Below are 13,073 nucleotides of genomic sequence, written 5' to 3'. Positions count from 1 at the left end.
AGTAGGTGACGAATTGCGGGGGTCAGGCGCGGTCGCGCACCTTCAGGGCCCAGGTGACCAAGGGGATCTGCAGGGGCACGCGGGCCCAGAACGCCGCCCGCCAGTGCTTAGGGGCCTTGCGGCGGTCGGCGTCGACGGCCATCTTCACGTTCCCCGGCAGGACCACGACGAACAGCAGCGCGGCCGCGAGCCCACCGAGACGTCGCGTCTTCGGGTTGGCGACCGCGGCGGCGACGCCCAGCTCGGCCACTCCCGAGCCGTACGTCCACGCTCGCGGGGAGCCGGGAAGCTGCTTCGGGATGATGGCGTCGAAGGGCTTCGGCTGGACGAAGTGCAGCACACCGGCCGCGCCGAGCAGGCCGGCGAGGAAGTACGCGGGCCGCTGAGACGGCTTGGAATCCGAAGACATGCCCTGAGCTTCGCATACCGCGCTCAAGGTGAGGATCTTCGGCTATCCTCCCGACCGTGAGTGACGCGGACCAGGCCGGAGCCTGCGCATGAAGGTTCTCAAGCGTTTCCCGGTCCGGCTGAGCGACCGCCCGGACCACGAGCTCGTCGGCGTGATCCGCATGCCGGAACTGACGGTCAGCCCGCTGCGAGCCATCTCCAGGCGGATCATCGGCGCGGTCCTCGCCCTCCTCGCGACCGTCCTGATCGTCTACCTCGACCGGGACGGCTACCGTGACGCCAACGGGGACGGGCTCACCTTCCTCGACAGCCTCTATTACGCGACGGTGTCGCTGTCGACCACGGGGTACGGTGACATCGCACCCGCGACGCCGTCCGCGCGGCTGGTGAACGTCCTGGTGATCACCCCGCTGCGGGTGCTCTTCCTCATCGTCCTGGTCGGTACCACCCTCGAAGTGCTCACCGAGCGCTCCCGCCAGGCCTTCAAGATCCAAAAGTGGAGGACGAAAGTGCGTGACCACACGGTCGTCGTCGGATTCGGCACGAAGGGCCGGTCGGCGGTCAACGCGCTGCTCGGGGACGAGAACGTCGAACCCGACCACATCGTCGTCGTGGACACCGACCAGCAGGCCCTCGAAGCGGCCACGTCACTCGGCCTGGTGACCGTGCACGGCTCGGCCACCCGCGCCGACGTCCTGCGGGTCGCCGGCGTGCAGCGAGCCAAGGCCGTCGTCGTCGCCCCGAACCGGGACGACACCGCCGTGCTGGTCACGCTGACCGCCCGTGAGCTGGCGCCGAAGTCGCACATCGTGGCGTCGGTGCGGGAAGCGGAGAACGTCCACCTGCTCAAGCAGTCGGGCGCGAACCAGGTCGTGGTGTCGAGCGAGACCGCCGGACGCCTGCTGGGTATGGCGACGTCGACGCCGCTGGTGGTCGACATGGTCGAGGACCTGCTGACCCCCGAGTCCGGTCTCGCGATCGCCGAACGCCCGGTGGAGCCGTCCGAAGAGGGCGGTTCGCCGCGGCATCTGCCGGACATCGTGCTGGGTGTCGTCCGCGACGGCGTGCTCTACCGCGTGGACGCTCCGCAGGCGGACGCGATCGAGCCGGGGGACAAGCTGCTGTACATCCGGAAGGTGACCTCCGCGGAGACCATCGAGCGGTAGCAGGGGACCTTTGCTACCACCTTCCCGGGTTCCTGTGCTTTGCCGCGACGTTCTGGGAACATGGCGTTCGTGCGCAAGCGATCGGACCCCGCCAGAGGGCTCACCCCGGGGTGGAACTCCCTGGCCGTGGCGGCCGGTGCCGGCCTGCTGGTGATCTTCCTGGCCTGGTTCGCCGGGCCGGGCCTGTTCGGTATCACGAACGAGCCCCAGGGGACGAAAGTGCAGGCGGAGGTCGTCGAGCCCGCCCCCTGCACGGGCGGTGGCTCGACCGAGAAGGTCAAGTTCGAATTCGGCGGCAAGCCGATGGAGGGTGCGCTCAACGGCTGCGGTCACGGCAAGGGCGAGCGCCTCGAGGTCGTCGTCCCCGACGGCGCTTCGGGGGACTCGGTCCCGGTGCACGCGGCCGACGCGACGGCGGGAGCGAGCGACGCGCGGCGGCCACTCGGGCTGGCGCTGCTGGTGTTCAGCTGCTTCGCCGGCGGGATGTACGTCTTCTTGGTGTTGCGCGGGCCGCGGGTCCCGGCGACTGCCTGATCCCTCCGGCCGGCGGCGCCGCCGGGGCATGTCGCGAAAGCCACTTTCGCGACATGTGATGTCCCGAAAGTGGCTTTCGCGACATGCGCGCCCAGGTGACCAGCCGGACCGGGCAAGCCGGAATCGACGACGGCACCGCATCCGTCGGCGAACGGCACCCCGCCCCCAAGTACGTGAAGACCCCCTTCACTGCGTCTAGCGCAATGAAGGGGGCCTTCACGTACTTCCGCTACGTCAGGAAACGGCGCTCGCCGGGGCCGAGAAGGTGTTGCAGTCGGCGATCCGGTTGTTGCTCGCACCCGCCCGCCACCAGGACGCGTAGTGCGCGTTCGTCCCGTGGTCCTGGCTGCGTGAGGTGTTGTCGCCCCGGGTCTCCTGGTCGTTCCAGGCCTTGTTGTACATGTCCCGGCTGACCGTGCCGCCCTGGTCGACGTGCGCGCCGAGGAACATCCCGGAGAAGCACTGCGCCTGGAGTTCCTTGCGCCGCGACATCTCCAGCCCGGCGGGGCTGTTCTGGCCCGCGTCGTAGATCTTCTGCCAGGCCGCGTCCATCAGGCCGGCGACCTCCTGCACGTGGTGCCCGTACTCGTGCGCGAAAAGGGCGAGGTAGACGCCGGGGTTGTTGCCGTACTGGTCGGTCTGGAGACCACGGAACGGCACGTAGAGGTTGTTCTCGCAGTAGTACGCGGCCGTCGCGATGCCCACCTGGATCGTGCCGCATTCGGTCTCGAAGCTGGCCCCGGTCGGGAAGTGCAGCGCGGGCGGGGTGAACGGCAGGTCGTAGGCGTCGAGGAACGGGCCCCAGGCGTTGTCGAGGCATTTGCCCGCCGCCGTGAAGAACGCCTCGGCGGCCTGCTGGCTGCTCTGCCACTGCGGCAGCGTGCAGACGCGGTTCCGCAGGCCGGCGTTGGGGTCCTGGAGGATGGGGTGGTCGGCCAGCTTGAGGATCTTCTGCGGACCGCTCGACGAGGACGGCGCCCTGGACGGTGACGTCGGGAACGGGTTCGTCGAGGACGAAGGCGATGAGGACCCGCTCGGCGGCAGTTCCGCCCGCGAGGACGGGGCCGGGAGTGTGCTGTAGCCCGCGTTCGCTACGTGATCGGAGTCGTCACGATTGAGTGAAACGATCGCCACCAGGCCGAGGACCAGTACGGCGACCGCGCCGAGGCAGATACCGATGATCGCGCCCACGGACCTGCGGGGCGGCGGAGGCGGGAAGTGGTGCGGCGCTCCGTGCCACTGGGCAGGGTGCTGGCCGTGCACCGGCGGTGGCTGGACGGCGCCGCGTGGCGGCCACTGGCCGTGGGGCGGTTGCGTCATCAAGTCGGTCCCGGTGGTTCTAGGGGCGAACCGGGGGTACCCGGCCCGATGTTCAGCATAACGAGCTAACGGTGTCCCCACCCACAGCTCGGCTGCAGAGGGTATCCAGCGTGAGGCGAGCGGTCACCCATCAGTGTCGTCACCCCAGCTCTGGCTGGGTGTCGGACCCTCTGGAAGAGTGGGCGCAAGCAACGTGAACGGGTAAGGGGCTGTCGCATGACGGAGACCGGCGGACCGTCCGGGCCTGAAGGCACCGAGACGCCGAAGCCGCAGGCGGGGGAACCAGCGCAGTCGCAGGCGGGGGAACCAGCACAGTCGCGGGCGGACGCGCCGACGCCGCCGCAGGGTGAAGTGCCGCCTTCGCCGGCGCCGGAGCAGCAGTGGCAGTCTCCGTCCGGGGCGACGCCGCCGCCTCCTCCGTTGCCGTCGTACCAGCCGCCGCAGCAGCAGTATCCGAACTGGAAGGTCGGCCTCGGCAGGCCCGGTGTCATCCCGCTGCGCCCGCTGAACCTGACCGACATCCTCGACGGCGCGGTCACCGCCATGCGCAAGTACTGGCGGATGGTCTTCGGTGCCGCCGCGGTCACCGCCGTGCTCACCGCGGCCATCAATCTGGTGGGGTTGCTGCTGGTCGACACGACCGCCGATCTCGAACGGATGCGCGATCTCGGCCCGGCGGCCACCGATCAGGAGCTGATGAACCAGCTGCTCGGCGTCCTCGGCGGGACGCTGGCGTCGTCGTCCATCGGCCTGGTCGCCACCTTGCTCGGGACGACGGTCCTCACCGGATTCCTCACCGTCCTGATGGGCAAGGCCGTGCTGGGCAAGCCGGTCACGTTCAAGGAAGCGCTGCGTGAGGCGACGCCGCGGCTGCTTCCGTTGCTCGGCCTGACCGTGCTCTACACGCTGGCGATCATGGTCGCGGCGATCTTCTGCCTGCTGCCCGCGATCATCCCCTACACCTTCTGGGCGCTGGCCAGCCCGGCGTTCATCCTCGAACGCGGCACGGTGATGGAGGCGTTCCGCCGGTCGGTGAAGCTGGTGTCGGGGATGTTCTGGCGGGTCTTCGGCATCCTGCTGCTGGCCACCGTGATCTCGTCCTTCCTGGCGTCCATCATCACGATCCCGTTCAGCTTCAGCGCCTTCCTGTCCATTTTCGGCGATCTGGACCAGATGTACGTCCCGTCGACCGGTGACCTGATCCTGCAGTCGGTGGGCACGGTGATCGCGCAGACGATCGTCGGCCCGTTCACCGCGCTGGTGACCGTGATCCTCTACATCGATCAGCGGATGCGCCGCGAGGGCATGGACATCGAGCTGGCCCGCGCGGCCGGGATCGCGACGCCGCCCCCGCCGCAGGCATGGTGACGCGTTTCCTCACCGAGGTCCCGGTCGACATCGACCGGGACACCGCCCGGCTGCGCGCCGCCGAGGAGCTCTCGGGCGAGGCCTATCAGGCCGCGAGGCCGAGCTGGCTGTCCGAAGCGTTCAGCTGGGTGGTCGAAAAGCTGCTGGGCTTCCTCGAAACGCTCGACAGCGCGGTACCCGGCGGGATCTTCGCCGTGCTGCTGCTGGTCGTCGTGCTGATCGTGGTGGTCGTGGTGATCCGGCTGAAGTCGGGGCCGCTGGCGACGTCGGCCAAGAGCGGGCGAGCCGTGTTCGCCGGGCAGCGCAAGGCGTCGGGCGAACATCGCAAGGCGGCCGAGGAGGCCGCGTCGCGGGGCGACTTCGACGACGCCGTCCGTGAGCGGTTCCGCGCCGTGGTGCGGTCCTTGGAGGAGCGGGCGCTGCTGGACGAGAAGTCCGGGCGGACCGCCGACGAGGCCGCGATCGAAGCCGGACGGCTGCTTCCCGGCGTCGCCGTTCCCTTGCGCGCGGGCGCCCGGTTGTTCGACGACGTCCACTACGGCGGGATCCCCGCGACGGAGGCCGGGTATCGGTCACTGTCCGAATTGGACGAAAGCTGTCGTCGTGCCAGGCCCGTCGCCTTGGTGGCCGGATGACCTCCGTTTCGCCCGACGCCCGCCGGATCTGGCGCGGGGTGCGGCTCCCGCTCGCCGTCGTGCTCCTGATCGTGCTGACCGGGACGCTGCTCGTGCTCTTCCGCGGCGAGCAGACCACCGGCGCGCTCGAACCGGGTTCCTACGAGCCCACCGGCAGCCGCGCGCTGGCGACCTTGCTGGAACGGGAAGGCGTCAAGATCCCGGTCGTGCGCACCGCCACCGCGGCCAAGGGGGTCGCGAGGGGCGCGACGGTCTTGATCACCCAGCCCGAGTACGTGCCCAAGAGCGCCTTCACGGAGATCAGGCAGAACGCCGAGCATGTCGTGCTGGTGCAGCCGAGCCCTCGTACGGTCGAAGAGATCCTTCCCGGCGTGCGGGTGAACGGCCAGGCCGAGACCGAGACCCGCGAGCCCGACTGCGAGGCGAAGGATCCCGTCGCGGCGGGGAAGGCGACGATGGGCGGCCTGAAGTATTCGGCCACGCAGCCGAGGGCGCAGGAATGCTACGGCGGCTCGTATCTCGAAGTCCCGAGTCCACAAGGGACGGTCACTGTACTCGGCACCCCCACCCCGCTGACCAATGACTGGCTGGCCGACGAGGGCAACGCGGCGCTGGCGATGCGGCTGCTCGGAAAGCACGAGCGGCTGGTCTGGTATCTGCCGACGGCCGCCGATCCGTCGCTGGAGACGGAGAAGAAGCCCCTGTCCGAGCTGATCCCGGCGGGCTGGTCGTACGCGGCGTTGCAGGCCGGGGTCGCGGTGGTGTTGTTGGCGCTGTGGCGTTCCCGGCGGCTGGGCCCGGTGGTGACCGAACCGATCCCGGTCGTGGTCCGCGCGGCGGAGGCCACCGAGGGACGGGCGAGGTTGTATCGCAAGGCGAAAGCCGCCGCGCACGCCGGGGAAACCCTGCGGGAGGCGGCCCGCGCGCGGCTCCGGCCGTTGCTGGGGCTCACCCGCGACGCCGAACCGGCCGCGCTCGTGGAGTCCGTCGCCGCGCGGACCGGCCGGGCGCCCGCCGAGATCGGCGCGCTGTTGTACGGGGAACCGCCCGCCGATGACGCCGCGCTCGTGCGGCTGGCGGACGGACTCGATGTCGTGGAACGAGAGGTGGAGCGGTCTTGAGTAGCGAGCAGTCCGATTTGGACAGTGCGGCCGACGCGCGGGCGGCGCTGATCGCGTTGCGCACCGAGGTCGGAAAAGCCGTGGTGGGTAACGACGCGGCCGTCACCGGGCTCATCATCGCGTTGCTGTGCCGGGGGCACGTGCTGCTCGAAGGCGTCCCCGGGGTGGCGAAGACCCTGCTGGTGCGGGCGCTGGCGGCCGCGCTGGACCTGGAGACGACCCGGGTGCAGTTCACGCCGGACCTCATGCCGGGCGACATCACCGGTTCGATCGTGTACGACGCGCACAGCGGCGAGTTCTCGTTCCGCGAGGGCCCGGTGTTCACGAACCTGTTGCTGGCCGACGAGATCAACCGCACCCCGCCGAAAACCCAGTCTTCGCTGCTGGAGGCGATGGAGGAGCGTCAGGTCTCCAGCGACGGCAAGACGCGGCCGCTGCCCGACCCGTTCATCGTCATCGCGACGCAGAACCCGGTCGAGTACGAGGGCACGTACCCGCTGCCCGAGGCGCAGCTGGACCGGTTCCTGCTGAAGCTGACCATGCCGATGCCGTCCCGTGAGGACGAATTCGGCATTCTTTCCCGGCACGCGCAGGGTTTCGACCCGCGGGACCTCGGCGCCGCCGGGGTCACGCCGGTCGCCGGGATCGCTCAGCTCGACGCCGCGCGGCGCGCGGTCGCCGGGGTCACCGTGCGTCCCGAAGTGCTCGCCTACATCGTCGACGTCTGCCGGGCGACGCGGTCGCTGCCGTCCGTGCGGCTCGGCGTCTCCCCGCGTGGCGCGACCGCGTTGCTCGCCGCGACCCGGGCGTGGGCGTGGCTCGCGGGCCGCGACTACGCCACCCCGGACGACGTCAAAGCCTTGGCGCGTCCGGCTTTGCGGCACCGGCTCGACCTGCGGCCCGAGGCCGAACTCGAAGGCGCGACCGCCGACGGCGTGCTGGACCGGGTCCTCGCGTCCGTCCCCGTTCCGCGCTGATGGCCGTCACCGGGCGGCTCGGGCTGCTGGCGCTCCTCGCGGCGCCGGTGGTCGGTTTCCTGCTGCCCTCGTTGGCCGGGATCGGGCTGGCCGCGACGGTGCTGTTCCTGTTGGTGGTGCTGGATGTCCTGCTCGCCGGGAGTGTGCGCAAGCTGCATTTCGCGCGGTCCGGCGCGACGTCGGTGCGGCTGGGGGAGGAGTGCGAGGTCGCGCTCACCGTGGCCAATCCCGGCGGCCGCCCGGTGCGCGCGTGGCTCCGGGACGCTTGGCCGCCCAGTGCCGGCGCGCACGACCGGCACCGGTTGACGTTGCCCCCTGGCGAACGCCGCGTCGTGACCACCCGGCTCCTGCCGACCCGGCGCGGCGACCGGATCGCGGCCAGGGTGACCGTCCGGTCGACCGGGCCGCTGGGGCTCGCCGCACGGCAGGGTTCGCACGACGTGCCGTGGACCGTGCGGGTGCTGCCGCCGTTCCACAGCCGCAAGCATCTGCCCTCGCGGCTCGCGCGGTTGCAGCAGCTCGACGGCCGCAACGCGGTGCTGATCCGGGGCCAGGGCACGGAATTCGACTCCCTGCGCGAATACGTGATCGGTGACGACGTGCGGTCGATCGACTGGCGGGCTTCGGCGCGCGCGTCCGACGTCATGGTGCGGACCTGGCGCCCGGAACGCGACCGGCACGTGGTGCTGGTGCTCGACACCGGCCGTGTTTCGGCGGGCCGGGTCGGGGACGCGCCCCGGCTCGACGCGGCCATGGACGCGGCCCTGCTGCTGGCCGTGCTCGCCGCCCGGGCGGGTGACCGCGTCGACCTCCTCGCGTACGACCGGCAGGTCCACGCCGCGGTCCAGGGATCGACGGAATTGTTGCCCGCCTTGGTGAACGCCATGGCGCCGCTCGAATCTTCGCTGGTCGAGACCGACGCGCGGGGGATGGTCGCGGAGGTGCTGCGGCGGACCCGGCGGCGCGCGCTGGTCGTCCTCCTGACCGGGCTGGACGCGGCACCGCTGGAAGAAGGCCTGTTCCCGATCTTGTCGAAGCTGACCTCGCGGCACCAGCTGATGATCGCTTCGGTGGCGGACCCGCGGGTCGCCGAGATGGCGGCGGGCCGCGGCGACGCGGAAGCGGTCTACGACGCGGCCGCGGCCGAGCGGGTGCTGGCCGAACGGCGCCAGGTCACCGCGCGGCTGGCGCGGCACGGGGTCGAGGTCGTCGACGCCGTGCCCGAGGAACTGCCGCCGCGGCTGGCGGACCGGTATCTCGCCTTGAAGGCGGCCGGACGGCTTTGATGTCGGACTGAACCCGATGGAGTGGTGCCGGTTGGCGGCGGGTGTCCCGGGCGGTTAGCTCGGAGGAGATCCGGACCGACACGATTGGGGCCCAGGCTTGCGCAGGTTCGTGCTGTTCTTCGCGACGGTTTCGGTGCTGCTGGCCGGGGCGCCCGCTTCCGCGCAGCCCACCGGAACGCCGGTCTACCTCGCCGACGGGGGCGGCACCATCTCCTTGGCCGCGGCCGACGGCAAGCTCGCCCTCGCCGACGCGAAGGACGCCGGCGCGCAATGGATGTACGACAAGGCGGCGCTTTCGTACAAGCATGTCGCGAGTGGACAGTGCTTGGCGGCGATCAGCCCCATCGACGGGGTCGGCGTCAAACTCGTGGCATGCGACGGCAAGGACCGGCACCAGCAATGGCGCCGCAACGCCGGACTGCCTGGGCTGGTGCTGCTGGCGAACGTGGCGACGGCCCGGTGCCTGACCGCGGAATCACCGGTCGCCGGTGCTCGGCTGTATCAGGAGGTCTGTTCGCTGTCCGGGCTTTCCAACACCTGGGCGGCCGGCGTGCGGACGCTCGCGATCCTGTCGGGCAATGGGCAGCGGCTGTCGACGAAGACGCCCGGTCAGCCGTTCGTGGTGCGCGTGGTCGGGGAGAACGGCCAGCCCGCGGCCGACGTGCCGGTGAACTTCTTCGTCCGCGCGGCACGGCCGAAGAACGTGCTGGTCTTCGAAGGCGGTGCCGAGACGGCGACCGCGAAGACCGGGGCCGACGGTTCGGCGGCGAGCCCGAAGATCGTGCTGACCGAACCCGGCGAGTTCGAGATCTGGTTCGCGGGCAGCGCGAGCCTGGAGGACGGGAACAGCATCACCTTCGAGGGCAGCTGCACCTGCTGAGCTACCGCTCGAAGCGCGTGAAGGCCCCCTTCCCTCGGCTCAGCCGAGGGAGGGGGCCTTCACGCGCTTCGCCGGTCGTGAGTGGTAAGTGTCGTTAGAACGACACTTACCACTCACGACCCCGGGCCAGGCTCAGGCCACCAGAGCGAAACTCGAGTAGTACTCGCCCGACGGGTCCCGCGAGCCGCTCCGGTCGGGGCTGACCTCGGCGCCGACCCAGCCTTGGAACGCGCCCGCGTCGTCGATCACCTGCAGGAGCGGCCGCACGTGGCTGTTGCCGAGGTAGCAACCGTTGTAGGACAGGCATTCGCACCAGAACTCGTAGCTGTTGCGGCGTCCGCCGAAGGCGTCGCTCAGGTAGTAGAACCGCCTGTCGCCGGTGTCGATGATCTTCTGCGCGCACGCCGCGTAACCGGGGCCGGCGGGGCAGCAGGAGGACGGGTCACAGCCGGAGTCGTACTGCACGAATCCGAGGCACGAGCCGTCGTCGCACTTGTTCCATCCCGGACCGACCCCGAGCGCGCCGCTGCTGCCCCTGGTCCAGTTGGTGATCGCGCGGCCGTTCACCCCTTGCCCTTCGAGCAGGTACGACCGCTGGGTCGCGCGGACCGAGCTCATCGGGGCCTTGCTGGTCTGCGCGAGGGAGGCGTTGCTGCCGTAGGCGATGCCGCTGGTGATCGAATAGTCGTCGCTCACCAGCTGCATCCGGCCGAGGCCCGGCCGCGGCTCCGAGACCGCCCACTTCTCCGCGAGGTTCACGGTCGTCGTCGTGCCGTTGACGGTGCTCTTCGTCCAGGTGATGGCCACTTGCCCGGAGTTCTCGGCGTAGGTGCCGGTGAAGTGACCGTTCGGTTCACCGGTGAAGCCCGGCGCGGTCTTGATCGGGCAGTTGTTGCGGGGATTGGATCCGGGTGCCCAATCGCCGCAGTAGTAGACGTCGCCGCTGTTGACCGGAACGGGGAAATCCGCCTGGTTCCAGGTCCAGAAATTGTGCGCGACCGTGTTGTCGGCCGGGTTGAACACGAGGTAGCCGAGGCGGAGGTAGTTGCGGTCGGCGTCGGTCCGGAATCCGGCGACGCTCACCACCCAGTTCAGTTTGCCCGACGGCGCGGACGCGGTCCTGGCCTGGGACACGCCGACGAGGAGAGTCGAGGCGAGGACAGACAGGACGAAGATCGCGAAGCCGCGTAACCGATTTCTCCCCATGACAGGAGCTAACCAGGTCAGCCCGCTTCAGGTCGAGAATCTCCAGCGTATCGCCAGTCGACATCACCCACTTCGCCCGCTTTCGCGGCCCTGCGCCCGACGACGAACACGTAAAATAAGAACGCGACCTCCGCGATCACTCCAATGCCGATACGTGCCCACGTCGGCAGGCCCGACGGGGTCACGAATCCCTCGATCACACCGGAGATCAGCAGCACCACGGTCAGCCCCAGCGCCATCACCACCACCGAGCGCCCCTGCTCGCCGAGCGCCGCCGTCCGGGAACGGCGCCCCGGGTCGATGACCGTCCAGCCGAGCTTGAGTCCCGTCCCGGCGGCGACGAACACCGCGGTCAGTTCCAGCAGGCCGTGCGGCAGGATGAGGCCGAAGAACACGTCGAGCCGCCCGGCCGAGGACATCAGCGCCGCGCCGATCGCGAGGTTCAGCGAGTTCGCCCAGAGCGCGTAGATCACCGGGACGCCCAGCACCACGCCGAGGAACAGGCAGGTCGCGGCCACCCACGCGTTGTTGGTCCAGACGCGCGCGGCGAAGGAACCCGCGGGATCGGACGAGTAATACGTCTCGTACTTCCCGCCCGGCGCGGTCAGGTCCCTGAACTCCTCTGGCGAGGCCAGCGACGCGAGCACCTGCGGGTCCCCCGCGATCCACACCGCCGCGATCGCCATCACCGCGATCGACGCCGCCGCCGACGCCAGCCACCAGCGCCGGCTCAGGTACAACGCCGCCGGGAACCGCTGGGTGAAGAAGAGGCCGATCTCGCGCCAGGCGGGACTGTGCGAACCGGTGACGGCCGAGCGGGCCTTCGCGACCAGGCCGGACAGCTGCGCCACGAGCACGGGATCGGGCGCGACCGAGCGGATGATCGAAAGATGTGTCGCGACGCGCTGGTACAGCGTCACCAGCTCGTCGGCGTCCGGGCCGCTGAGCCTCCCGGCGCGGCCCACGAGGTCACGCAGCCGGTTCCATTCGGCCTGATGCGCGGCGACGAACACGTCCACGTCCAACTCGGAGCCCTCCCGGCGATCGTCCTTGGTCGCCCAGCCTATTCGTCACTACGCTTGCCAGGTGGAACCTGAGTCCGAACTCGTCACCGGCGAGGCCGTCGTCCTGGACGTCCGCGCGGCGAAACTGGCCAGCCGCGGGCTCGCCATGATGCTCGACGTCGCCCTTCAGCTCGTCGCCCTGATCGTCGCGATGCTGGTGCTGAGCCAGGTCGCCGCGTTCGGTGACGAAGCGCTGGCGCTGACCCTGTTCCTGGTGACCGTCGTGCTGATCATGGTCGGCTACCCGGTGATCTTCGAGACACTGAGCCGTGGCCGCACCCTCGGGAAGATGGCGCTCGGCCTGCGGGTGGTCCGCACCGACGGCGGGCCGGTGCGGTTCCGGCACGCGCTGGTCCGCGGGCTCGCCGGGTTCTTCGTCGACTTCTGGGCGCTGGGGATGCTCGGCGTCGTGGCGGTGGTCACGTCGCTGCTGTCGCCCAACGGCCGCCGCGTCGGCGACTATCTCGCCGGCACGCTGGTGATCCGGGAACGCATGCCCGCCTCGCGGACGCCCTACGTCGGGATGCCGCCGCAGCTGGCGTACTGGGCCTCGCAGCTGGACCTGACCCGGCTGTCGAACGACCTCGCGCTGGCCGTCCGGCAATACCTGAGCCGGACGAGCGAGCTTCGCCCCGAAGCGGTCGAAGCGCTCGGGTACGGGCTCGCGCAGCAGGTCGCGGCCGCGATCGGGGCGCCGGTGCCGCCAGGAGTGCCGTCCTGGGCCTATCTGTCGGCCGTGCTGGCCGAGCGACGGAGGCGGGACCAGGCGAAGCTGCGACCGGCGGTCCAGTACGGGCAGGCTTATCCGCAGGCGGCCTCTCCGGTCGCTCCGGCTGCACCCGCACCGGTCGTCCAGCCGGAAGCTCCGTCAGCGCCGGTTCCGGAGAACCCTTTCGCGCCGCCGGGCTGACCCGCGCCGAGCCGTTCCGTGAAGGCCTCCTTCCTGGTTTCCAACGCTGACAGGGCGGGCGCAGGCATCGAGTGTCCACAAAGGATGCTTCTTGGCGACCGCATGTCCGATTGAGCACGTATATACGGTTCTGCGTGGGTGTCGTGAGTGGTAAGTGTCGTTAGAACGATCTGTCCTGTTTCAGGACTTCGTGAACAG

13 protein-coding genes are annotated in these 13,073 nt (G+C 70.1%); 9 read left to right on the top strand and 4 right to left on the bottom strand.

Translation table 11 applies throughout. From position 1 onward, the window contains the following. Positions 1–22: 22 nt before the first annotated feature. Positions 23–409, bottom strand: a complete 387-nt coding sequence (locus CVV72_RS23425) for a hypothetical protein (RefSeq protein ID WP_219145827.1) — start codon at positions 407–409, stop codon at positions 23–25. Between the two features lie 88 nt (positions 410–497). Between CVV72_RS23425 and CVV72_RS23420 the strand changes: the two genes are divergently transcribed. After that, complete coding sequence (locus CVV72_RS23420) at positions 498–1,574, top strand: TrkA family potassium uptake protein (protein WP_219145826.1); 1,077 nt, start codon at positions 498–500, stop codon at positions 1,572–1,574. Between the two features lie 126 nt (positions 1,575–1,700). Further along, positions 1,701–2,108 carry a hypothetical protein gene (locus CVV72_RS23415; RefSeq protein WP_219154076.1) on the top strand — a complete coding sequence of 136 codons (408 nt, stop codon included), beginning with the start codon at positions 1,701–1,703 and terminating at the stop codon, positions 2,106–2,108. Positions 2,109–2,342: 234 nt separating this feature from the next. Here CVV72_RS23415 and CVV72_RS23410 read toward each other — a convergent pair whose 3' ends face one another. Continuing rightward, positions 2,343–3,428 carry a neutral zinc metallopeptidase gene (locus CVV72_RS23410; protein WP_370641813.1) on the bottom strand — a complete coding sequence of 362 codons (1,086 nt, stop codon included), beginning with the start codon at positions 3,426–3,428 and terminating at the stop codon, positions 2,343–2,345. Between the two features lie 216 nt (positions 3,429–3,644). Here CVV72_RS23410 and CVV72_RS23405 point away from each other — a divergent pair, with 216 nt between their 5' ends. From CVV72_RS23405 to CVV72_RS23380, 6 genes are all read left to right on the top strand, one after another. Continuing rightward, positions 3,645–4,796, top strand: a complete 1,152-nt coding sequence (locus tag CVV72_RS23405; RefSeq protein WP_219145825.1) for a hypothetical protein — start codon at positions 3,645–3,647, stop codon at positions 4,794–4,796. Then, positions 4,790–5,431: a DUF4129 domain-containing protein gene (locus CVV72_RS23400; RefSeq protein ID WP_219145824.1), complete on the top strand. Its 642-nt coding sequence runs from the start codon at positions 4,790–4,792 to the stop codon at positions 5,429–5,431. Before CVV72_RS23405 ends, CVV72_RS23400 begins: the two co-directional genes overlap by 7 nt. Then, the gene (locus CVV72_RS23395; RefSeq protein WP_219145823.1) at positions 5,428–6,552 is read left to right on the top strand and encodes a DUF4350 domain-containing protein; all 1,125 of its coding nucleotides are present in this window, start codon (positions 5,428–5,430) and stop codon (positions 6,550–6,552) included. Before CVV72_RS23400 ends, CVV72_RS23395 begins: the two co-directional genes overlap by 4 nt. Before the next feature lie 17 nt (positions 6,553–6,569). After that, entirely contained in the window at positions 6,570–7,529 is a 960-nt protein-coding gene (locus CVV72_RS23390; RefSeq protein WP_219154074.1) for a MoxR family ATPase, read from the top strand. Then, positions 7,529–8,815 (top strand): DUF58 domain-containing protein, encoded by a 1,287-nt coding sequence (locus CVV72_RS23385; RefSeq protein WP_219145822.1) that lies wholly within the window; start codon positions 7,529–7,531, stop codon positions 8,813–8,815. Before CVV72_RS23390 ends, CVV72_RS23385 begins: the two co-directional genes overlap by 1 nt. A gap of 97 nt (positions 8,816–8,912) precedes the next feature. Beyond that, on the top strand, positions 8,913–9,695 hold the full coding sequence (locus tag CVV72_RS23380; protein WP_219145821.1) for a hypothetical protein: 783 nt from the start codon (positions 8,913–8,915) through the stop codon (positions 9,693–9,695). A gap of 132 nt (positions 9,696–9,827) precedes the next feature. Here CVV72_RS23380 and CVV72_RS23375 read toward each other — a convergent pair whose 3' ends face one another. After that, complete coding sequence (locus CVV72_RS23375) at positions 9,828–10,901, bottom strand: hypothetical protein (protein WP_219145820.1); 1,074 nt, start codon at positions 10,899–10,901, stop codon at positions 9,828–9,830. Between the two features lie 17 nt (positions 10,902–10,918). After that, complete coding sequence (locus CVV72_RS23370; RefSeq protein ID WP_219145819.1) at positions 10,919–11,926, bottom strand: stage II sporulation protein M; 1,008 nt, start codon at positions 11,924–11,926, stop codon at positions 10,919–10,921. A 61-nt stretch (positions 11,927–11,987) separates the two neighbouring features. Here CVV72_RS23370 and CVV72_RS23365 point away from each other — a divergent pair, with 61 nt between their 5' ends. Continuing rightward, complete coding sequence (locus CVV72_RS23365) at positions 11,988–12,875, top strand: RDD family protein (RefSeq protein ID WP_219145818.1); 888 nt, start codon at positions 11,988–11,990, stop codon at positions 12,873–12,875. Positions 12,876–13,073: the final 198 nt, after the last annotated feature.

The organism is Amycolatopsis sp. TNS106, from assembly GCF_019330265.1.
Lineage (GTDB): Bacteria > Actinomycetota > Actinomycetes > Mycobacteriales > Pseudonocardiaceae > Amycolatopsis > Amycolatopsis lurida.
The sequence above is the reverse complement of the archived record's forward strand: the minus strand, read 5'-3'. Positions and strand labels throughout refer to the sequence as shown.

Coding starts and splice junctions, on each gene's coding strand:
- CVV72_RS23425 (WP_219145827.1), bottom strand. CDS start 409: ATGTCTTCGGATTCCAAGCCGTCTCAGCGGCCCGCGTACTTCCTCGCC.
- CVV72_RS23420 (WP_219145826.1), top strand. CDS start 498: ATGAAGGTTCTCAAGCGTTTCCCGGTCCGGCTGAGCGACCGCCCGGAC.
- CVV72_RS23410 (WP_370641813.1), bottom strand. CDS start 3,428: ATGACGCAACCGCCCCACGGCCAGTGGCCGCCACGCGGCGCCGTCCAG.
- CVV72_RS23405 (WP_219145825.1), top strand. CDS start 3,645: ATGACGGAGACCGGCGGACCGTCCGGGCCTGAAGGCACCGAGACGCCG.
- CVV72_RS23400 (WP_219145824.1), top strand. CDS start 4,790: ATGGTGACGCGTTTCCTCACCGAGGTCCCGGTCGACATCGACCGGGAC.
- CVV72_RS23395 (WP_219145823.1), top strand. CDS start 5,428: ATGACCTCCGTTTCGCCCGACGCCCGCCGGATCTGGCGCGGGGTGCGG.
- CVV72_RS23385 (WP_219145822.1), top strand. CDS start 7,529: ATGGCCGTCACCGGGCGGCTCGGGCTGCTGGCGCTCCTCGCGGCGCCG.
- CVV72_RS23375 (WP_219145820.1), bottom strand. CDS start 10,901: ATGGGGAGAAATCGGTTACGCGGCTTCGCGATCTTCGTCCTGTCTGTC.